This is a genomic window from Pseudomonas sp. CVAP#3 (genome assembly GCF_018986375.1).
In the GTDB taxonomy this organism is placed as follows: domain Bacteria; phylum Pseudomonadota; class Gammaproteobacteria; order Pseudomonadales; family Pseudomonadaceae; genus Aquipseudomonas; species Aquipseudomonas helvetica.
Window position 1 is genome coordinate 233,343 of record NZ_JAHMSC010000009.1, and the last position, 19,298, is coordinate 252,640.

Annotated in this window: 15 protein-coding genes; 3 read left to right on the forward strand and 12 right to left on the reverse strand. The window is 58.5% G+C overall.

Annotated features, from left to right (window positions below):
- Nucleotides 1–66 precede the first annotated feature (66 nt).
- The 9 genes from hflC to KRR23_RS17670 form a co-directional block, all read right to left on the reverse strand.
- Nucleotides 67–948 (reverse strand): protease modulator HflC, encoded by an 882-nt coding sequence (hflC, locus tag KRR23_RS17630; protein WP_216743532.1) that lies wholly within the window; start codon nucleotides 946–948, stop codon nucleotides 67–69.
- Nucleotides 945–1,979 (reverse strand): FtsH protease activity modulator HflK, encoded by a 1,035-nt coding sequence (hflK, locus tag KRR23_RS17635; RefSeq protein WP_216743533.1) that lies wholly within the window; start codon nucleotides 1,977–1,979, stop codon nucleotides 945–947. Before hflK ends, hflC begins: the two co-directional genes overlap by 4 nt.
- 813 nt (nucleotides 1,980–2,792) lie before the next feature.
- Nucleotides 2,793–3,509, reverse strand: coding sequence for an ABC transporter ATP-binding protein (locus KRR23_RS17640; RefSeq protein WP_145016421.1), 717 nt, complete (start codon nucleotides 3,507–3,509; stop codon nucleotides 2,793–2,795).
- Complete coding sequence (locus KRR23_RS17645) at nucleotides 3,506–4,381, reverse strand: ABC transporter ATP-binding protein (protein WP_054595386.1); 876 nt, start codon at nucleotides 4,379–4,381, stop codon at nucleotides 3,506–3,508. The genes KRR23_RS17640 and KRR23_RS17645 overlap by 4 nt, the downstream gene beginning before the upstream one ends.
- Nucleotides 4,378–5,676 carry a high-affinity branched-chain amino acid ABC transporter permease LivM gene (livM, locus tag KRR23_RS17650; protein ID WP_216743534.1) on the reverse strand — a complete coding sequence of 433 codons (1,299 nt, stop codon included), beginning with the start codon at nucleotides 5,674–5,676 and terminating at the stop codon, nucleotides 4,378–4,380. The genes KRR23_RS17645 and livM overlap by 4 nt, the downstream gene beginning before the upstream one ends.
- 2 nt (nucleotides 5,677–5,678) lie before the next feature.
- Nucleotides 5,679–6,593: a branched-chain amino acid ABC transporter permease gene (locus KRR23_RS17655; RefSeq protein ID WP_054598222.1), complete on the reverse strand. Its 915-nt coding sequence runs from the start codon at nucleotides 6,591–6,593 to the stop codon at nucleotides 5,679–5,681.
- Between the two features lie 185 nt (nucleotides 6,594–6,778).
- Nucleotides 6,779–7,912, reverse strand: a complete 1,134-nt coding sequence (locus KRR23_RS17660; RefSeq protein WP_216743535.1) for a branched-chain amino acid ABC transporter substrate-binding protein — start codon at nucleotides 7,910–7,912, stop codon at nucleotides 6,779–6,781.
- Nucleotides 7,913–8,276: 364 nt separating this feature from the next.
- Nucleotides 8,277–9,560 (reverse strand): FAD-binding oxidoreductase, encoded by a 1,284-nt coding sequence (locus KRR23_RS17665; RefSeq protein ID WP_216743536.1) that lies wholly within the window; start codon nucleotides 9,558–9,560, stop codon nucleotides 8,277–8,279.
- 152 nt (nucleotides 9,561–9,712) lie between these two features.
- Complete coding sequence (locus KRR23_RS17670; protein ID WP_216743537.1) at nucleotides 9,713–11,203, reverse strand: aldehyde dehydrogenase family protein; 1,491 nt, start codon at nucleotides 11,201–11,203, stop codon at nucleotides 9,713–9,715.
- A 164-nt stretch (nucleotides 11,204–11,367) separates the two neighbouring features.
- Between KRR23_RS17670 and KRR23_RS17675 the strand changes: the two genes are divergently transcribed.
- The 3 genes from KRR23_RS17675 to nadE all read left to right on the forward strand — a co-directional run bounded on the left by KRR23_RS17675 (nucleotide 11,368) and on the right by nadE (nucleotide 14,627).
- A complete protein-coding gene (locus KRR23_RS17675; protein ID WP_216743538.1) occupies nucleotides 11,368–12,279 on the forward strand; it encodes a LysR family transcriptional regulator in 912 nt (303 codons plus the stop codon).
- 289 nt (nucleotides 12,280–12,568) lie between these two features.
- A complete protein-coding gene (gene pncB / locus KRR23_RS17680; protein ID WP_216743539.1) occupies nucleotides 12,569–13,795 on the forward strand; it encodes a nicotinate phosphoribosyltransferase in 1,227 nt (408 codons plus the stop codon).
- 4 nt (nucleotides 13,796–13,799) lie between these two features.
- Entirely contained in the window at nucleotides 13,800–14,627 is an 828-nt protein-coding gene (gene nadE, locus KRR23_RS17685; protein WP_216743540.1) for an ammonia-dependent NAD(+) synthetase, read from the forward strand.
- A 130-nt stretch (nucleotides 14,628–14,757) separates the two neighbouring features.
- On the opposite strand, the gene KRR23_RS17690 is transcribed toward nadE, so the two are convergent.
- The 3 genes from KRR23_RS17690 to KRR23_RS17700 form a co-directional block, all read right to left on the reverse strand.
- Complete coding sequence (locus KRR23_RS17690) at nucleotides 14,758–16,080, reverse strand: hypothetical protein (RefSeq protein ID WP_216743541.1); 1,323 nt, start codon at nucleotides 16,078–16,080, stop codon at nucleotides 14,758–14,760.
- Between the two features lie 173 nt (nucleotides 16,081–16,253).
- Entirely contained in the window at nucleotides 16,254–18,143 is a 1,890-nt protein-coding gene (locus KRR23_RS17695; protein ID WP_216743542.1) for a hypothetical protein, read from the reverse strand.
- A gap of 114 nt (nucleotides 18,144–18,257) precedes the next feature.
- Nucleotides 18,258–19,298: hypothetical protein (locus KRR23_RS17700; RefSeq protein WP_216743543.1), on the reverse strand; the 1,041-nt coding region annotated here is incomplete at its 5' end.

The following is a 19,298-nucleotide window of genomic DNA, read 5'->3' on the forward strand; positions in this document are numbered from 1 at the left end:
ATCGGAACATCATCCCAGCGAACTGCTCAGGCCCGTGCCCTGTAAACAGATCACTCATGGCCGTTGCTACTTGCCGCTGGTCGTTGCCGGCCCGTTCCGGAACTGCTTGAGAAACGCAGCATCAGGCGTCAGCACCAACATCGGCTGACTGTCAGACAGCGCCTGACGGTAGGTCTGTAACGAGCGGTACAACTTGTAGAATTCCGGGTCCTTGCTGAACGCCGCCGAAAGGATCTGGTTGGCCGCTGCATCGGCCTCGCCATGGGTGATTGCCGACTGGCGCTGGACTTCCGAGAGCAACACCGTGCGATCACGGTCGGCCTTGGCCTGGATTTGCTGGGCCCATTCAAAGCCCTGCGCGCGCAGCTCCTTGGCTTCGCGCTGGCGCTCGGATTTCATCCGGTCGTAAATCGCCTGACTGGCCTCCAGCGGCAGATCGGCGCGGTGCAGACGCACCTCCGTCACCTCGACGCCGAGTGCGCGGGCCTTGTCGGCCACGTCTTTCTCGATGATCGCGACTTCCTGCTGACGGGCCGGCGACAACAGCGAGCGCAGCGATACCTCGCCCAACTCGCGGCGCAGCGAGGAACTGACCATTTGCGTCAGCTGAGCATTGGCTTGATCCAGGGTCCCGACAGCCTGATAAAACCGCAACGGATCGCTAATGCGAAAACGCGTATAGGTCTCGACCTCGATACGCTTCTGATCACCGAGAATCACTTGTTCGGCCGGCGATGCCAGGGTTTGCAGACGGCTGTCGTAAAACACGATGGAGTCGCTGAACGGCACCTTGAACTTGAGCCCCGGCTCCCCGGCAACGCCCATCGGTGCACCGAAGCGGATGATCAGCGCCTGCTGTGATTCATCAACAACATAGGCCGAGGCGGCCAACGCCCAGAGCGCAATCGCGACGACGGCTGCGGCCAACCATTTGACGGTGCGGTTCATGGTCGGGCGTCCTTTTGCTGCGGTTTGCCGGGCTCGCTCAGCGGCATGTACGGCACCACCCCGGACATGCCCTTGCCGGAGGAGTCGATGATGACTTTGGAAGCCTTTTTCAGGACTTCATCCATGCTCTCCATGTACAGGCGCCAGGCGGTGACGTCTTTGGATTGCACGTAGCTGTTGTAGACCGAGAGAAATCGCTTGGCCTCGCCCTCGGCCAGGTTGCCGACTTGCGCCTGGTAAGCTTCGGCTTCCTGGGTGATACGCGCCGCGTCGCCACGGGCACGGGGAATCACGTCATTGGCATAGGCTTCGGCTTCGTTGCGGGCGCGCTCCTGGTCGGCGCGGGCTCGCTGCACATCGTTGAACGCATCGATCACCTGTGGCGGCGGGTCGACCCGTTGTAATTGCACCTGAGTGACGAGAATCCCGGCCTGTTCGCGGTCCAGCAGTTGCTGCAGCAAGTCCCGGGTTTCATCGGCGATCTGCGCACGCTTGTCGGACATTACCGACTGAATCGGCGTACGCCCAATCACCTCGCGCAGCGCGCTTTCGGCGGCGAGTTTCACCGAGCGCTCCGGGTCGCTGATTTTGAACAGATAGAGTCGCGCGTCCTTGATCCGCCAGAACACCGTGCAATCGGCTTCGACGATGTTTTCGTCACCGGTGAGCATTTGCTTGTCGCGCGCGCCATTGCTCGCTGCGCTCTGCACGCTGGTACTGGTGCCCAGTTGCAGCTGATTGACCTGAGTGATCTTGGGTAGCAGGACGGTTTCGACAGGATAGGGCAAGTGATAGTGCAGCCCGGACTCGGCGGTCTGCTGCCAGCGCCCGAAGCGCAGCACAATGCCCTGTTCATCCGGCTGGACCTTGTAGATGCCGGAGCTGATCCAGGCCAGCAAAAGCAGCCCGCCGATCAGTGCCAGTCCCCGTCCGCCGAGATCCATCACGGCCAGGTCGTAGCCCATTCGTTTGAGCAGCCGACGCATCGGGCTGACGGGCTCGACAGGAGCAGAGGCGGGACTATCGGTCATGCAATGGCTCCATGTCGTCAAATGACGAGCGCCCATTCGGGGGCGCCAAGGCGCGCAGAGTACCTGAACCCAAAACCGCGAAAATGAAAATTCTGTCATGTTCGCTGTACAAAAAACGCTCAACTACTGCCAAGCCTTGGCCGCTCTGGCTCGCAGCCAACTGCACGCACCTTATCCACAGCCCCGTCCACAGTCTGTGGGGGCAAGTGCAAACCTTGAGATGCGCGATCTACAAGGCTTTGCGGGCAGATTTGAAAGTTTTTTGCTTGACCTGGGCACTGACAAGTGTAGCCAGCATCGGTCGGTGCGACCGAGCAGTCACCGAGACGATGGCTACACGCCAGTCATTACGGCCCTTTGCCGAGTCTTTCCAGAGTTTAACCACAGACTTATCCACAGGCTGCGCAACGACTGTTCAGCCGCAGGGCAGCGGCAACAAAAAGGTTGACAAGGCTTACTCAAGGCCGCCGAAAAATGCCTGATCAAAAAACAACCACAACCCTGCAAGCCACGCCGTTAAAGGCGTTCAGGCAGTTGCTCCCATGTTACCCACAGCCAGTTCCACAGCAAACGGGGACAAGTCAAAACTGTGGAAAAACAGCCATTTGCAGCGGCTTTATGTCGCGCTTTAACAGGTTGCGAATATTGTTTTCCACAATTCCCAGATTGGATTGTGGATAGCGGCCGGAAGCTCTCGTTCCCACGCGCGGGGGAATGTAGCCGGTGACGCTCTGCGTCACAAAAGCGGACGCAGAGCGTCCGGAGAGGCGTTCCCACGCAGAGCGTGGGAACGATCAGTAGCATCAAGCAGAGTCAATGACCGCCCAGATACGCGTTACGCACCTCTTCGTTCACCAGCAGTTCCTTGCCGGTGCCGCTCAGGCGGATTTCACCGTTGACCATCACATAGGCGCGGTCGGACAGCTTGAGCGCGTGGTTGGCGTTCTGCTCGACCAGAAAGATGGTCATGCCGGTGCCCGCCAGTTCGCGCAGGGTAGCGAAGATCTGTTTCACCACAATCGGCGCCAACCCCAGGCTCGGCTCATCGAGCAACAGCAATTTGGGCCGACTCATCAAGGCCCGGGCAATGGCGAGCATTTGCTGCTCGCCACCGGACATGGTCATCGCCCGCTGATTGCGCCGTTCCTTGAGCCGTGGAAACAGCTCGAACATGCGCTGCATGTCCTCGGCAGCGTACTGGTCGCCAATCGGGATCGTGCCCATCAGCAGGTTTTCCTCGACGGTCATGTCAGGAAATACCCGCCGCCCTTCTGGCGACTGGGCAATGCCGTTGGAGGCGATGTAGTGGGACGACTTGTGGGTGATGTCCACGCCGCGATAGACGATCTGCCCGCCGGCCGCCCGCGGCTGACCGAAGATCGACATCAGCAGCGTCGATTTACCGGCACCGTTGGAGCCGATCAGGCTAACCGTTTCGCCTTCGTTGATGTGCAACGAGACCTTTTTCAGGGCCTGGATCGGCCCATAGAACACGTCGATCGCTTTCAGTTCGAGGATCGGTTGAGTCATACCAGCTCCTCTTCATCAGCACCCAGGTAGGCGGCAATCACTTTCGGGTCGTTGCGGATCGCTTGAGGGTTACCCTCGGCGATCACGTTGCCGTGGTCCAGCACCACGATGTGGTCGGAAATGCTCATCACCATGCCCATGTCGTGTTCAATCAGCACCACGGTAATGTCGTGGTCGTCGCGCAGATGCCGAATCATCGCGCTGAGCGCCTCGGTTTCTTGCGGGTTGAGGCCCGCCGCCGGTTCGTCCAGGCAAATGATCTTGGGCCGGGTGCACATGGCCCGGGCGATCTCCAGACGCCGTTGCTGACCGTAGGAAAGCTCACCGGCGAGGCGGTTGGCGCAGTCCACCAGATCGACCACCTCCAGCCAGTAGAAGGCATGGTCCAGGGCATCGCTTTCGGCCTTGCGATAGCCTTTGGTGTTGAGAATGCCGGACACCAGATTACGGTTGACCCACATGTGCTGAGCCACCAGCAGGTTCTCGATCACCGACATTTCCCTGAACAGGCGAATGTTCTGGAAAGTCCGCGCCAGGCCGGCGCGGTTGATCAAGTGCGTGCCGCCGAACATCTTGTAGTGCAGCCGGTTGACGAAGCGTTTGGGCGACACGAAATCGGTCGCCTTGAACGGTTCCCCGAGCATCTTGATGACGTTGGTTTTGACACCCCGGGTGTTCAGTTCGATATGCCCGCCAGAAGCTTTGTAGAAACCGGTCAGGCAGTTGAACACCGTGGTCTTGCCCGCACCGTTGGGGCCGATCAACGCGAAGATCGAGTTACGCTTGACCTTCAGGCTGACGTCGCTCAGGGCTTTGATGCCACCGAAGTGCATCATCAGGTTCTCTACCGAGAGAATGAATTCATCGCTCATGACGCGCTCCTCTCAGTCAAGGCACCCTTACGCGGGGTCACGCCGGTACGGCTGATACGAATCAGGCCGCGCGGTTTCCAGATCATCATCAACACCATGAGAACGCCGAACAGCAACACCCGGTATTCCGCGAAGCCGCGCAGCAGTTCCGGGGCGACGGTCAGCACGAACGCGGCGATTACCACGCCGACAGTCGAGCCCATGCCGCCGAGTACGACGATGGCGAGGATCAACGCCGACTCGAAGAACGTGAACGAGGTCGGGTTGACGAAACCTTGATAGCTGGCAAAAAACACACCCGCCAGACCCGCTGTGGAAGCCCCCAGGGTAAAGGCCGACAGCTTGACCAGTACGTGGTTGAGGCCCATGGCGCGGCAGGCGATTTCATCTTCGCGCAACGCCTCCCAGGCACGCCCGACCGGCATTCGGGTCAGGCGATGCTTGATGTACAGCACCAGCATCACGACGAGGAACAACACGGCATAGATGAACATGAACTTTATGTTCGGGTTGTATTCAGTCCCGAAGAACTCATGGAAGGGTATCCCGCCATCCTTCGCCACACGCGTGAACTCGATACCGAAAAACGACGGTGATGGCACCGGCATGCCGTTAGGCCCGCCCGTGAAGGACAGCCAGTTGGTCAGTATCAGGCGAATGATTTCACCGAAGCCCAGGGTCACGATGGCCAGATAGTCACCGTGCATGCGCAACACCGGAAAGCCGAGGATGCATCCGGCCATCGCCGCCATGAGTGCCGACAGCGGCAACACGGTCCAGAAGCCCAGGCCAAGGTAGTGATAACCCAGTGCCAGGCCATACGCACCGATGGCGTAGAACGCCACATAACCCAGGTCGAGCAGACCTGCCAGACCGACCACGATGTTCAGGCCCAGGCCCAGCAACACGTAGATCAAGCCCAGGATCACCACCGTCAGCAGGTACTTGTCGGCGAAGACCGGGAACACGATAGCGATCACGATCAACGCCGGAATGATGAAGCGCAGCCGCGACTTGAAATCAGGTGCCAGCACATGCACGCCGGAGCCGACGATTTCGAAACGTTGCTGAACCTTCTCACCCTTGGCCGTCTGCATGAACAGGCTCAAGGCAAGACGCCCGAGCATCACTGCCCCGACCATCCAGGCCACACGCGTCGGTTGCAGGTTGTAGCTATAGCCTTCAAGCACTACACCCACGATCGGGCCGAAGACAATCAGGGCAATCAACCCGGCCAGAACCGTGTCGATCAGGCTTTTTTTCACATCGATAGGTTTGTTATTAGTGTCGGACATGCTTACACCTTCGCCACAAGTGGGCGACCCAACAGGCCTTGAGGACGGAAAATCAGGATCAGTACCAGCAGCGAGAAGCTGAAGACGTCCTTGTAGTCAGAGTTGATCACGCCGGAAAACAGCGACTCGGAAACGCCGAGGATGATCCCGCCGAGCATGGCGCCGGGCAGCGAGCCAATCCCGCCGAGCACCGCAGCGGTGAACGCCTTGATGCCGATCACGAAGCCTGCGTAGAAATCGAAGGTGCCGTAGTTCACCGTGATCAAGACACCCGCCAGCGCAGCCATCGCGGCGCCGATAATGAACACGTAGGAGATCACCCGGTCGGTGTTTATCCCGAGGATCGAGGCCATCTTGCGGTCTTGTTGGGTGGCACGACACATGCGCCCCAACTTGGTGTATTTGATGATGTAGGTCAGCAGGGCCATCCCGATAAACGCGGCGACCAGAATGAAGATCTTGGTGTAGGTGATCTGCACGAAACCCGTACCGATATCGAATCTCAGCCCACCGCTCAGCAGCGTAGGAATACCCTGTTGCCGTGAGCCCTGAGCGATCTGCGCGTAGTTCTGCAGGATCAGGGAAACGCCGATAGCACTGATCAGCGGTGCCAGTCGGGTGGAGTTGCGTAGCGGTTTATAAGCGATGCGTTCGATGACCCAGCCATACACACCGGTCACGAAGACGGTGAACAGCAAAGTACCGAGGATCAACAGCGGAAAGGATTCGACGCCGAAGTAGGACAGCAGAGCCAGGCTGATCGCCGCGAGGTACGCGGAAATCATGTACACCTCGCCGTGGGCGAAGTTGATCATGCCGATGATGCCGTAGACCATTGTGTAGCCGATGGCGATCAGGCCGTAGACCGATCCGAGGGTCAAACCGTTGATAACTTGTTGCAGGAAAATACCGTCCATCATGCACTCTCACTAACTTGAGAGGCCACCGCGAACCCGGTGTCGATGAGCCCTTGTGAGGCGCACCTGGCCAGGTTCATGTGGCTCAGAAGAAAAATACCGGGTCGGCATGATTGCAGAACCCATGACTCAAGCCGGGCCCCACGACGGATATCGAGAGGCCCAGGCCTGGCGGTGCGCTTATCTCACTTCTGTTTGTCCAGCTGGTGGTATTTGCCCGCGGCATCCCACTGGTAAACCACGTAGTCGGAGATTTTCAGGTCGCCCTTGCTATCCCATTCCTTCTTGCCCATCACGGTTTCCACCGGGTGCGCCTTGAGCCACTTGGCGGCTTCTTCACCTTTGTTCGACTTGGCACCGTTGAAGCCGGCAGCCAGGGCTTGCACCGAGGCGTAGGCGTACAGGGTGTAGCCTTCAGGCTCGTAACCGGATTTACGGAAGGTATCCACGACAGCCTTGCTGTCTGGAATCAAGCGCGGGTCAGCGCCGAAGGTCATGTACACGCCATCGACGTAAGGAGCACCACCGGCGGTCGTGACCATTTCGTCGGTCACGATGCCGTCATCGGACATGAACTTGACGTCTTTCAGGCCTTGCTCACGCAGTTGGTGGACCAGTGGACCGGCTTCCGGGTGCAGGCCGCCGAAGTAAAGGACATCAGCCCCTACCGAACGGACCTTGGTGATCAGGGCACTGAAATCTTTCTCGCCACGGGTCAGGCCTTCTTCAAGAACCGGTTTCACGCCACGCGCGGTCAACTGCTTGGCCGTCGCGTCTGCCAGGCCTTTACCGTAGGTGTCTTTGTCGTTGATGACGGCAACTTTCTTGCCTTTCAGGACGTCGACGATGTAGTTGCCCGCGACGATACCTTGCTGATCATCACGCCCGCACATACGCATCATGGCCGGCAGGCCACGCTCGGTGACCGTCGGGTTGGTAGAACCCGGGGTGATTGCGATGATGCCGGCGTCGGAGTAGACCTCGGAAGCCGGGATGGTCGACGACGAGCAGAAGTGCCCGACCACGCCAATCACCTTGTCCTGGACCATTTTGTTCGCAACAGCCACAGCCTGTTTCGGTTCGCAGGCGTCATCGCCCTGGACCAGTACGATTTTTTCGCCGTTGATGCCGCCCTTGGCGTTGATTGCATCCGCCGCCGCTTGCGCGCCTTTCATGTATTGCAAGCCGAAGGAAGCGCTAGGACCGGTCATCGGACCTGCCACACCAAGTTTGACATCCGCCTGAACAAACGAAGAAACACCCAACGCAGCCGCCACTGCGAGAGCTACTAAGCCTTTCTTGTAAAACGTCTGGGACATGAGGTGGTGCTCCAAGGTTTTTTTTAGTTGGCACTGCGACTTCACTGAATGCTCAGAGCAAGGGCCGTGCCATCGGTTTTTTATTCTTCAAAAAGTCGCTGCTTTATTGTTATTTCGACTGTTTCGGGCCCTTTTTTATTGGGCGTGCAACCGTCTAAACCGCGGAAGGTGAAACCATTTTCTTTTTGAGGCGCAACCCGCACGCGCCATCATTGCAACCGCGGCGCCAAACGACGTGCAACCAGCCTGTAACAGCGTGCGTCACCGAACTGCACACTGCTGGTGCGCAACTGCTACAAACCCGCACCATTACAGGCTAGTCGCTGCGCCAAAAAGCGCCGCTCCCGGCAACAAATTCGCTCTCTTAAATGACAATCCGCAGGCACTGGCCCGCGTGATAGAGCGAAAATCCGGCCTCGTACAGACAACTGCGCAGGCCCACCCCGGCCAGTGGCTGCATGGGTGCGAAGGGAATCGGTAGCGCCTGAGGATTTCCGTTACACAAATAATCGGCAAAGGCTTTACCGACTACCGTGCCCGTGGTCACGCCACGGCCGTTGTAACCGGTCACGGCCACCAGACCGGGTGCTGGCTCGAACAAGCGCATCAAGTGATCGGGGGTAAAAGCGATGCAACCGGTCCAGGTGCATTCCCAGTCCACCGGTTTGAGGTAAGGGAAATAATGCTGCTGAACCCGGTCGGCCCAGGCCTTGAGAAACCACGTTGGTTTCTGATTGCCATTGCCCAGGCTGCCGAGCAACAACCGGCCGTCCTTGTCACGGCGAATGCTGCTGAGTACCTGGCGGGTGTCCCACGAACCCTGGCCACCGGGCAGGATCAGTTGCGCAGCTTCTTCGGTCAGCGGCGCGGAAGCCACCTGATAGTAATAACCGGGGAAAAAATTGCGCCGCAGTTCAGTCCAGTCACCTTCGGTGTAGGCGTTGGAGGCGATCACCACCTGCTCGGCCATGACCGAACCGGCGTCGGTTTGCACCGACCAGCGTTGGCCCTGACGTTCGAGCCGGGTCACCGGTGAATGATCGAATAACTGACCACCCAAATACGCGGCAGCCTCGGCCAGACCGCTGGTGTAGGCCATCGGATTGAGCGTGCCGGCGCGACGGTCGAGCAACGCGGCGGCGATCTTTTTAGTCCCGGTGGCCTGCTCGCACGCCGCACCGGTCAACAACTCCACGGGCGCGCCGCGGCGCTTCCATTGTTCTTCACGACTGCGCAAATCGGCTTCGCCACGGGCGTTGTGCGCCATGTGCAGCGTACCTTCGCGGCGCAACTGACAATCGATGTTGTATTTGTCGATCAGGCTGAACACCAGAGCAGGTGCCGCGCCGAGCATGCGATTGAGCTGGCTGCCGATCGCTTCGCCGAACCCGGCTTCGATCTCGTCCGGGGGAATCCACATCCCGGCATTCACCAACCCGACGTTACGCCCCGAACCGCCCTGCCCGCAGCGCTTGGCCTCGAGCACGCAGACGCTTTTGCCTTGCTCCAGCAAATGCACCGCCGCCGATAAACCAGTGAAACCGGCGCCGATCACACAGACGTCCGCCGTCACCTCGCCCTTGAGCGCCGCCCGGTCAGGCCGTTGCGGCGTCAGTTTTTCCCATAAGCATTCTTCGCGTAACGGCATCGCCAGACTCCGAAATTGAAACCTAACCTACCTGATCGGTCCCATGCTCCGCGTGGGAATGCCTCACCGGACGCTCTGCGTCTGCTCTCGATGTGACGCGGAGCGTCACGGGCTGCATTCCTTTGCTGCGCGTGGGAACGATCATCCGGGGCTTAGTCGAACGTGATCCCTTGGGCCAGCGGTAACTCCAGCGAGTAGTTGACGGTGTTGGTCTGGCGGCGCATGTAGCCGCGCCATGCATCGGAGCCGGACTCGCGACCGCCGCCGGTTTCTTTCTCACCGCCAAAGGCGCCGCCGATTTCCGCACCGCTCGGGCCGATGTTGACGTTGGCGATGCCGCAGTCACTGCCCACTGCCGACATGAATTGCTCGGCCTCACGCACGTCAGTGGTGAAGATGCACGACGACAGACCTTGTGGCACCGCGTTGTTCAGGCGCAGCGCTTCGGCGAAGTCCTTGTAGCCAACCACGTACAGAATCGGCGCGAAGGTTTCGCTGCGCACCACATCACTCTGCTCTGGCATTTCGACGATGGCCGGCGAAACGTAGTAGGCGTTCGGGAACTTGTCTTCGAGCTGACGCTTGCCGCCAAACACCCGGCCGCCTTCGCTCAAGGCCTGTTCCAGCGCGTCCTGCATGTTTTCAAAGCTGTGCTTGTCGATCAGCGGGCCGACCAGGTTGCCTTCCAGCGGATGGCCGATACGCACTTTGGAATACGCCGCCTTGAGGCGAGTGACGATCTCTTCCTTGACTGACTCGTGGGCGATCAAGCGACGCAGGGTGGTGCAACGCTGTCCGGCGGTGCCGACTGCACTGAACAGAATCGCCCGCACGGCCATGTCGAGATCGGCGCTTGGGCCGAGGATCATCGCGTTGTTGCCGCCCAGCTCCAGAATGCTGCGAGCAAAGCGCGCGGCGATTTTCGGCGCCACTTCGCGGCCCATGCGGGTGCTGCCGGTGGCGCTGATCAAGGCCACACGCGGGTCGTCCACCAGCGCTTCACCGGCATCGCGGCCGCCGATGATCACCTGGCTCAGATACTCCGGCGCATCGCTGAAATTCTTCAATACGCGCTCGAACAGCGCCTGACAGGCCAGTGCGGTGAGCGGGGTTTTCTCCGATGGCTTCCAGATCACCGAGTTGCCGCAGACCAACGCCAACGTGGTGTTCCAGGCCCAGACCGCGACCGGGAAGTTGAACGCGCTGATCACCCCGACCACGCCCAGCGGATGCCAGGACTCACGCATATGGTGGCCCGGACGCTCGGAGGCGATGGTCAAACCGTAGAGCTGGCGCGACAGGCCGACGGCGAAGTCGCAGATGTCGATCATCTCCTGAACTTCACCCAGGCCTTCCTGAGTGATCTTGCCGGCTTCCCAGGACACCAGCTCGCCCAGATCGGCCTTGTATTCACGCAGGATGTCGCCCAGTTGGCGCACCAGTTCGCCACGGCGCGGGGCCGGGACCTTGCGCCACAGGTCAAACGCATGCTCTGCGCGACTGACCTGCTGCTCGACTTCAGCAGCGCCTTCCCAGTTCACCGAGGCAATATGGCTGCCGTCGATCGGTGAATGCACGGGCTGTTTGCCGTTCTGGTACAGGGCCGGGTTCACCCCCAAACGATCAAGCAATGCGGCAACCATGGGTCACTCCTTCAACGTGAAAAGCAGAAAATTCACAGCCTCCTGACAAGGGGCTTCAGGCCTATAGTTGTAGCCGCCCCGAGACTTGCCAACAAACGACGATTAAGCGAGATATCATTCCGTTTATTCATGCAAAGCGTTGCAACAAGAACAAGGGCCCTCCGATGCTGAATAAACGCCACTTGCCGTCGATTACTGCGTTGCAGTGTTTCGAGGCGGTCACTCGTCACCTGAGCTTCACCCGCGCCGCCGAAGAGCTGAACCTGACCCAGAGCGCCGTGAGCAAACAGGTCGCACAACTCGAAGAGCTGTTGCAACACCTGCTGTTTCGCCGGGTCCGTCGACGCCTGCAAATGACTCCGGCCGGGGATTTGTACCTGGTTGAAGTGCGAAAAATTCTCTCGCAAGTCGAGATGTCGACCCACTACCTGCGTTCCTACGGCGGTGAGACCGAAGTATTACGCGTGTCCACGCCTTCAACCTTCGGCGCTCGTTGGCTGGTGCCGCGCCTGAAAGGCTGGCGCTTGCGGCATCCGCATATTCATCTGGACCTGTGCAACGAACACGAAGCCGACGATTTGCTGCAAGGGCGCAGCGACCTGGCGTTCTATTTCGGCCAGGGTTCGCGGCCCGGCACCGAGTGCTTGAAGCTGTTCGGCGAAGAGCTGGTGCCGGTCTGCGCACCGGGCAGCCTGCCGGAGCAGCCTTTCACCGACCCGACGCAACTCAGCGATCTGGTGCTGCTGCAAAGCGCCTCACGCCCTCAGGCGTGGCACGACTGGTTCGACAGCCAGGGCTATCAAACCGAGCACAGTTATCACGGCCCGCGCTTCGAAACCTTTTATATGTGCATCCGCGCCGCACAAGTCGGCTGCGGCGTCGCCCTGTTGCCACGGTTTCTGGTGGAAGAGGAATTGGCCGACGGTAAACTGGTCATCCCCTGGCCCCACGCAATGCCCAGCAGCGACGCCTATTACCTCGCCTACCCCGAACACTCGGCGGAAGTGCCCAAGGTGCGCGATTTTGTCACCTGGATGCTGGAGCAGATCGATAGCCCGGACACGTCGCAGAATTGAGGCCTTACACAAAACCTGTGGCAAATGGAATTTGTGGCGAGGGGGCTTGCCCCCGCTGGGTCGCGCAGCGGCCCAAAAACCTGTAATTACATTGCATCAGGCATACCGCGTTCATCGGATTTGGGAGTGCTGCGCACTCCGACGGGGGCAAGCCCCCTCGCCACAGGAAGCGCTCGCACGCTAAAAAAATGCTGGCAATACAACCCGCCGATATGCGCCACTAGCCCCATTCATTGAAACAGCTGAAACGTCGCTGCCCTCGGCGGCGGCCAGCCTGGAGATTCCCGTTATGAGCGAGAGTGTGTTTGCCGATCGCATCGTGCAGAACTTGCTCGACACCGATTTCTACAAACTGACCATGATGCAGGCGGTGCTGCACAACTACCCCAACGTTGAAGTCGAATGGGAGTTCCGCTGCCGTAACAGCGAGGATCTGCGCCCCTACCTGGCGGAGATTCGTTTTCAGATCGAGCGTCTGGCTGAACTGAGCCTGAGCAACGATCAGTTGAGTTTCCTGGAGCGCATCAGCTTCCTGAAGCCGGATTTCCTGCGCTTTCTCGGCTTGTTCCGCTTCAATCTGCGCTACATCTACACCGGCATCGAGAACGGCGAACTGTTCATCCGCCTGCGTGGGCCGTGGTTGCATGTGATTCTGTTCGAAGTGCCACTGCTGGCGGTGGTCAGCGAAGTGCGCAACCGTTATCGCTACCGTGAAATCGTCATGGAGCAAGCGCGCGAGCAGCTCTATCGCAAGTTCGACTGGTTGAGCGCCAATGCCAGCGCCGATGAACTCTCACACCTGCAGGTGGCAGATTTTGGCACTCGCCGGCGCTTCTCCTACCGCGTGCAGGAAGAAGTGGTGAACGTGCTCAAGCACGACTTCCCCGGACGTTTCGTCGGCACCAGCAACGTGCACCTGTCCCGCGAGCTGGACATGAAGCCGCTCGGCACCATGGCTCACGAATGGATCATGGCGCACCAGCAACTCGGCCCGCGACTGATCGACAGCCAGAGCGCCGCCCTCGATTGCTGGGTTCGTGAATACCGCGGCCTGCTGGGTATCGCCCTGACCGACTGCATCACCACCGACGCCTTCCTGAGCGATTTCGATCTGTACTTCGCCAAGCTCTTCGACGGTTTACGGCATGATTCCGGGGACCCGATTGCCTGGGCCGAAAAGGCCATCGCCCACTACCATAAGCTCGGTATCGAGCCGATGAGCAAGACGCTGGTGTTCTCCGACAGCCTGACGCTGCCCAAATCGCTGGAGATATTCCGCGCGTTGCAGGGTCGGATCAATGTCAGTTTCGGCATTGGCACCAACCTGACGTGCGATATTCCGGGTGTCGAGCCGATGAGCATCGTGCTTAAAATGGCAGCCTGCAATGGTCAGCCCGTCGCCAAGATTTCCGATGAGGCCGGCAAGACGCACTGCAAAGACCCGAATTTCGTCGCCTATTTGCGACATGTGTTTCAAGTACCTGCCGCCCTCTCTGGCACATCAAGCAAGGAGTGAATTCATGCAAGCCGTACAGCGTGAGATTGCTGAACAGCTCAAGGTCCAACCGCCCTTCGCCGATCATGCAGCCCTGGAGGCTGAGATCGCACGGCGGATTACCTTCATCCAGGATTGCCTGGTCAATTCCGGGCTCAAGACGCTGGTGCTGGGCATCAGCGGCGGCGTCGACTCGTTGACCGCCGGCCTTTTGGCCCAGCGCGCCGTGCGCCAATTGCGCGAGCGCAGCGGTGACGCGGGCTACAAGTTCATCGCCGTACGCTTGCCGTACGAAACCCAGTTCGATGAACACGATGCGCAAGCCTCGGTGGACTTCATCGCCCCGGATGAGCGCCACACCGTGAACATCGGCCCGGCAGTCAAGTCGCTGGCCAGTGAAGTCGCGGCCTTCGAAGGCAAGCACGCGGTCTCGGTGGACTTTGTATTGGGCAACACCAAGGCGCGGATGCGCATGGTTGCGCAATACACCATCGCCGGCGCCGCCCACGGCCTGGTGATCGGCACTGACCACGCAGCAGAAGCGGTGATGGGTTTTTTCACCAAGTTTGGTGACGGCGCCTGCGACCTCGCACCGCTGAGCGGCCTGGTGAAAAACCAGGTCCGGGCCATCGCCCGCAGCTTCGGCGCACCGGAATCGCTGGTAGAAAAAATCCCGACTGCCGACCTTGAAGATCTGTCACCCGGCAAACCGGATGAAGCGTCTCACGGTGTGACCTACGCCGAGATTGATGCTTTCCTGCATGGTGAGCCGGTGCGTGAAGAGGCGTTCAGGATTATTTGCGATACGTATCGCAAGACCCATCACAAGCGGGTGATGCCGTTCGCGCCGTAAGTGGTGGCAGGTAAATAAACAAAAGCTCACTGGAGGGGTGATCCTTAGTGGGCTTTTTATTGCGTTAATGATGCTGCGCGCCTGCTCTCAGGCCCCGTCAGGTCGATCAGGAACAGGCGTATCGTGCAGGTCAAGGCAATGGCTTGTCAGGATCAATACGGTAGATAGTCCAGGCAGGTGACTTGATCATTGTTTGATGCTCTACCACTTCAAAGACGTTGGCCCTTGACGTGAGCGTCGATACATCACTCCAGTCACCGTCAGGCGTGGCCGTCACTTGTTTCAGGCCTGTACCATTCTTGTGAAGCGAAAAGGTCTGCGCAGGCTTTGCCTTACCCCGCAAGCTTACGAATTCGGCAGAACTCTCAGCTCCATTGGGAATGCTCGCGCTTTCAATGTAGGGGGCACCGACAGTAACGGTCCAGGTATCGGATCGCTGGATACCATCGCGCTCTTCAGTATGGAACCTGCAGACTCCGGCACTTAATTCGTCGGTGTCGTACTTCCACTGAGTTCCAGTAGTGCTCGCACCGCCCAACAGAATGTCCCCCGAATAAACATCGACTTTTCCCTCCATCGTGGCAACCGTCCCCTTGAGCGTCAGCCTGGTGTCGAGTGTCGCCCTGGTATTGGTGACAAGGTTGCCCCTGGAGTCCATCACGTCAGTGATTTGCAGTGTTACTCCCGATGCTTTCACAGTATAGATTCGCTCCTCGAAATCAAACGCCTGGGTCTCGTCGTCTTCCTGGTTCAGCGCGACCTTGACAAAGACCTTCAACGACGAACTATCGAGCAACTCCCTGGAGTAGCTATAAGGCACCTTCACCTCGCGATAACCGCGAGTAACCCAGGCGCTGTCCACTGGCTCCGATTGCAACACAGTAAGCGGGTGATCTGCATGACCGCCTCTCTTACCCTCCAGGTAAACCCAGCACCGTTGCCGCTCGGCAATCAGCGGCCAGTTTTTCAAATGCAGCGTGAGATCGGCGGGGTTGGTGGTCAGATGCAGTCCGGGACCGCTGCCGTTGTTCTCTGCCTCGAGAATCAGGGCCGCTTCCAACTCTTTTTTTGCCAAGGGGTGCACGTTGAGCACCAGATTTGGGGAGGGTTTCAGTTCCTCACCGTCCCGAATGATGAAGTACCTCACCGTCATTGTTTTGCCCAGATGAAACGCGACGACCTTTTTGTCCAAATTCACAGTCCTGGGGTCACGCGCCCCCAAAGGCAACTCCGGGCTTTTGTAGTTCCCGCCCTCCGGAGTGCTGGGCTCACCAACAATCTCAACGTAAAACTTGTCGGTAGGCAGCAGTTTCGTCGTAGGTATCAGCGCCCTGAACAGGAAAGGGGTGTTGATCGAATCCAGATCGGTGCCATTCAACACCGGCTCGACCTTCAGCGGGTCGAGGTCCGGGATGAGGGCGCGTGTTTGGGGAGCGATAACTTGAGCGGTCATGAGCAATCTCCTTCTCGCAAGAGTCGCCGCGACGTGAACGGCAGCGTTGGCGCCATCTAACACCCGATTTCGAGGCGCTGACCACTGTCAGAAATAACAGGTCGGCAGTGGATTCCGATCAACGGCATGCGCGTCTGAAGGTCGAAGGGCACGGTCTTAGATCTGAATTGACGCTAGTAGAAAACGACCCAGTAAGGTGACTTAAGCGTTGACCCCTGCAAGCTCACGCACCAGTCATAACTGGATTGTTTATCAGCATAAAGTGGATGGGACCACGACCAGGAACCATTCTCGTCCACCAGCGCTGTTCCCCATTTGCTTATGACATGGCGGATATCAAGCACCGACCCAGGCTGCCCCTTTCCGTACAACCACACACGTGGCTCATCAGCCAGACCTCCGTTGGGAACAGACGCACTGGCGATGTAAGGGATACCCATGCTAACGCCCCAGCGATCAGATTCCGGCTGGCTGCCATCACGCTTTTTAACGGTGAAGCGACGGTAGCCAATAGATAAGGGACCGGTGGTGAATACCCACTGGTTACCGTTCATCTCGGCGGACCCCAACAGCCGGCCATTTGCATAAACATCAACCTGCCCCCCACCGGTAACCGTGCCCTCGAGTTTGATGCTGGTGTCGAGGGTCGCCCACTCTCGGGCGATGGGGTTGCCTATGGAATCCGTCATTGCGGTGATTGCCGGTGAATCGATCGGTGCTTGCACGTTAACGATCCAGGTCCTTGATAACGGACCGCTACCAGGCAATGCCTTGATCTTGAACGCGCATACCTTGGGGAGCAGCACCTTCGTCTCGAACTCCCACTTGTTCTTATCAACCCCGACGATACGAGCCATACCCAGCCGAACGTTGCCATCATAAACCTCAGGCTCTCCCCCCGGTCCAACCCAGCCCTTGAGCATCAAGGGAGTTTGGGTGGTTATATCGTTATCGGCAATTCGAACACCCGCGGCGTCCCTCACGTCGTATATCTGTGAACCGCTATTCCCCTTCACAATAACGGTCCAGATATTGGAATCCAGTCCGCTGGTAACGGCCTTGATCCCCTGCGTGTATACGCTCAGCCAAGTCAGTACAAACGTCCACGTCCCGTCTTCAGGTTTGGCCGTGCCCTTCAGTTCAGCCCCGACATAAACCTGGACCTCTTCACCCGCTGCACCTTCAAGTATCAGGGTGGTGGCCGTGGTCTCGCCTTTGTCAGCAACGGGATTGCCGTCGAGATCCGTCACCTTGGTGATGACAGGCTCCACCACAGCCGCTTTAACGGTATAGCTTCGCACCTGCGAGAGGTTCGCCTTGCTCTCGTCATCAACCTGATCAAATGCAACCTTGTATTCAAGACTCAGCTTCGATCCATTGACCAGTTTCTTGAGCTCACTGTAAGGAACGGCTACGTCGATATAGCCAAGGGTGATCCAGTCCGCATCAACCTCGTCCTTGAACAGATCTTTTTCGTAATGGGTGCCATCTGCGTTCTTGCCATTCAGCTTGATCCAGCACAATTGCCCTTTGGCAATCAGCGGCCAGAGACTAATGCGCACCGTCCGGTCGTCGGTGTCGGTGGTCAGGTCCAGTACGGGCCCGGTACCGTCATTGTCCTTCCCGAAAATCACGCCTGCCTTCAGCTCCTCCGGCGGAATGTCGAGCACCTTCAATTCGAGCACCTCGGACGTTACCGGGTCTTCGCCGTCACGATAGACGGTGTATTCCACCTTGATTATCTGGTCCAGGTTAAAAGCAACGACCTCAGTATCCAGATTCAAGACCCTGAGGTTTGCTGGCCCAAACGGTAAAGGGATGCCTTTATTGCTGGTGTAGGAACCGCGCTCTTCATCAGCGTTCCAGCCCTTGAACCTGACGACGACTCCGTCGGTCTCCAGCAACTCCTGATCCTTCCGTTTGATTTCTGCAGTCAGCCGGCCGGTGTTGTGAACCTCCATCGGCTTAAGGTCGCGGCTACCCAGCGCCTGCTTGATGTTCGGCTTTTCAAGATGACCCGGGAGGTCAGCGTGTATTTGGGGAGCGTCTTCTTGAGCAGTCATGAGCAAGTTCCTTCTCAGAGGTGTCGCCGCAACGTCAGCGGCAGCGTTGACGTTCATCCAGCACTCGGCTCAGATGCGCTGACCATTGTCAGCGCGCACCTGATCAACTCTCCGTTACTTCGCTGGCTCGACCTTGCGCACTCGGTAGAGATTTGACTTCGGCGAGCCCTCGCCCGACGCGGATGCTACATAGTGATGCTCCCTGGGCTCTGAGCCGATGTGTATCGTAAGTTTCCATTTGCCTTTTGCGTCGACATTGACAGTGATTTCCACATTACTGAGAAGCTCATGAAGGATGAGCATCCCATTAGCAGGCCCTACACCCGATAGCGTAAACGCCTGTCCGGAAGTCTCTCCGTAAGGCGGGATGAACGTCGTACCCTCAAGGTCGGTTGCCTGCTCGATAATAGGTGTTCCAACAGCGAGTACTGCCAGCCACCAAAGCATGGGGGATTCGGCACCCTCGGCACTCAGCGCCAAGTGATAGTAGTGGACGCTCAAATTATCCAGGGTAAGCCGCCAGTAGCCGTTCTGGTTCACAACGACAGTCCTCAGAACAGTGAAAACGTCACTGATGGTGACCGTTGCGCTGGGCTGAGCAGTGCCTGTGAGCGTGATCGTGTCGGTGGTTATGGCGCCGCCAGGGAGGACCTGATGGTGTCGAGCGTCTTTGGCAGCAATGATTGCGAGCGTCCCGTCCGACGGACCGGACACCACGAAAACGTTATAGATGTCCGACACCAGCCCGCTCACGACGCCCTTCACTGTGATGTTTTGATCACCCGGTTCCAGGTCCGCCAGTCGATAGTTCAGAAACCCCAGTTCATTCGTGGGCGCCTCGTGCTTCCATACACCATTGAGAAAAATCTCGAGTTGTTCGCGCTTGCCTGCCTTGATTTTCAGATCGAGCGCTTTAGCACCGGTGATTGATTCATGGGGGACATCACTGTTGTTGAGGTCCGTGACTGATTCGATTACGGGTTTTTCCGTTTCCACCGCCGCCACGGTAACGGTCCAGGCAACTGATTCTGCCCCACCTTCACCCTGCTCTCTGGCCGTCAAAACATACGTTGCAGGAGGCAACACCTCGGTAACAAACGTCCACGTGGTCCCCGTCACCGTGGCCACGCCCAACTGATTCTCGCCCTCGTAAAT

Bases quoted from the DNA above. Each gene is read 5' to 3' on its own strand.
- hflC (WP_216743532.1), bottom strand. From the start codon at position 948: ATGAACCGCACCGTCAAATGGTTGGCCGCAGCCGTCGTCGCGATTGCG.
- hflK (WP_216743533.1), bottom strand. From the start codon at position 1,979: ATGACCGATAGTCCCGCCTCTGCTCCTGTCGAGCCCGTCAGCCCGATG.
- KRR23_RS17640 (WP_145016421.1), bottom strand. From the start codon at position 3,509: ATGACTCAACCGATCCTCGAACTGAAAGCGATCGACGTGTTCTATGGG.
- KRR23_RS17645 (WP_054595386.1), bottom strand. From the start codon at position 4,381: ATGAGCGATGAATTCATTCTCTCGGTAGAGAACCTGATGATGCACTTC.
- livM (WP_216743534.1), bottom strand. From the start codon at position 5,676: ATGTCCGACACTAATAACAAACCTATCGATGTGAAAAAAAGCCTGATC.
- KRR23_RS17655 (WP_054598222.1), bottom strand. From the start codon at position 6,593: ATGGACGGTATTTTCCTGCAACAAGTTATCAACGGTTTGACCCTCGGA.
- KRR23_RS17660 (WP_216743535.1), bottom strand. From the start codon at position 7,912: ATGTCCCAGACGTTTTACAAGAAAGGCTTAGTAGCTCTCGCAGTGGCG.
- KRR23_RS17665 (WP_216743536.1), bottom strand. From the start codon at position 9,560: ATGCCGTTACGCGAAGAATGCTTATGGGAAAAACTGACGCCGCAACGG.
- KRR23_RS17670 (WP_216743537.1), bottom strand. From the start codon at position 11,203: ATGGTTGCCGCATTGCTTGATCGTTTGGGGGTGAACCCGGCCCTGTAC.
- KRR23_RS17675 (WP_216743538.1), top strand. From the start codon at position 11,368: ATGCTGAATAAACGCCACTTGCCGTCGATTACTGCGTTGCAGTGTTTC.
- pncB (WP_216743539.1), top strand. From the start codon at position 12,569: ATGAGCGAGAGTGTGTTTGCCGATCGCATCGTGCAGAACTTGCTCGAC.
- nadE (WP_216743540.1), top strand. From the start codon at position 13,800: ATGCAAGCCGTACAGCGTGAGATTGCTGAACAGCTCAAGGTCCAACCG.
- KRR23_RS17690 (WP_216743541.1), bottom strand. From the start codon at position 16,080: ATGACCGCTCAAGTTATCGCTCCCCAAACACGCGCCCTCATCCCGGAC.
- KRR23_RS17695 (WP_216743542.1), bottom strand. From the start codon at position 18,143: ATGACTGCTCAAGAAGACGCTCCCCAAATACACGCTGACCTCCCGGGT.